The organism is Candidatus Phytoplasma gossypii (genome assembly GCF_030586975.1).
GTDB lineage: Bacteria > Bacillota_I > Bacilli_A > Acholeplasmatales > Acholeplasmataceae > Phytoplasma > Phytoplasma citri.
The window spans coordinates 1-1,387 of the sequence record NZ_JAOSIT010000068.1 but is presented as its reverse complement, the minus strand read 5'-3'; the positions used below and the strand labels follow the sequence as shown (position 1 = coordinate 1,387).

The window sequence follows — 1,387 nt, the reverse complement described above, 5'->3', positions numbered from 1 at the left end:
ATAAAAAATGATTTTGTTACATCAAATACAAAAAAATCGATGTATAATAATTAGTTATTATAATTATAAAAAAGTAAAAATATAAATTATTTTTATTATTTTGTTTAGAAAGAAAAAAATTTAATTAATTATTATGATAAATGTAAGTAAAAAATATTTATTCATTTTGAGTATTATTTTATTATTTATTACAATAGTTTTTATATACATTAACAAAAATAATGAGCATAAAAGTGATATTCTTTTAGAAGTATCTGATTCAAATTTATCAGAAGAAATAAATTCCAAATTATTAGAACAAACGAAAGAATCGGATATTCAACAGAAAGATAAAACTTTTTATATTGACCAAAAAATTAATAATGAAAATAATAATGATATTTCTTTCCAAAAAAAATTAAATTCCAATTTTCCGAGAGAAATGAAAATCGATTCCAAAACACAATCATCAATACAAAAATTTAATTCTCAAGAAGAAAAAAAATATAAAACTAATATTAATTTTGATCAATGGAAACAAATCCAAAAATATTTTTTAGACCTTGAATATAATGATGTTTCTAAAATATCTTTTTTACCGTTAGAAGATCAAATTTTTATACAAAAGGAAAAAACAAAATTTAATATTGAAGAAAAAATAAAACAAAAACAAGAATCATTAAAAAAATGGCAAAAATGGTTTAATGAAAGCCAAAGAAAAATAAATTATTTACAAAAAAAAATAAATTCTCTTCCTGATTTAAAAATACTCGAAGATGAATTACAAAAATTAATTAAATTAGAAAATCAGGGATTATATCCAAATAATAATAAACCGAATATAAATCCACAAATAAAAAAATATGATTTCGATACAGAACATGAAAAAATACAATTAAAAATAATACAAAGAACAGAACAAAAAGAAAATATTTATAAAGAAATCGAAAAAGAAAAAGAAAATCAAAAAAGATTTTCTAAAATAATTGATGAAATAGAAGAAAATCATTACAAAGAAATTCAATATAATATTCAATATATTAAAAATCATTTTTACATCCAACAATTGTAATCATTATTTATATCAATTATTTATTTTAAAATTAATCTATAAGATGTTAAACCGATTAATAAAGTTAACTAACTTCAAAAGGTTAATTTTAATGCTAATTTGCCTTTTTGATTAAATCTAATCTTTATTTAAGAAATTAATAATTTTATAAAAATTAATTATACAAATAAAATCATTAGATATTTAATTTCTGAATTAAATAATTGATTTTTTAATAATTTATAATTTAAAATTGTATATTCATTAAAGATATAAACACAAAATTAATATTTATTTTTATGAATGATTAAGAATTAAATATTTATTTTTTATATTAAAATTTATATTTATATTTAA

At 16.0% G+C, this 1,387-nt stretch carries 1 protein-coding gene; it reads left to right on the top strand.

The genetic code is table 11. The features are described 5' to 3' along the window. Window positions 1-133: 133 nt before the first annotated feature. Window positions 134-1,051 (top strand): hypothetical protein, encoded by a 918-nt coding sequence (locus OC698_RS03080; RefSeq protein ID WP_304513224.1) that lies wholly within the window; start codon window positions 134-136, stop codon window positions 1,049-1,051. Window positions 1,052-1,387: the final 336 nt, after the last annotated feature.

Coding starts and splice junctions, on each gene's coding strand:
- OC698_RS03080 (WP_304513224.1), top strand. CDS start 134: ATGATAAATGTAAGTAAAAAATATTTATTCATTTTGAGTATTATTTTA.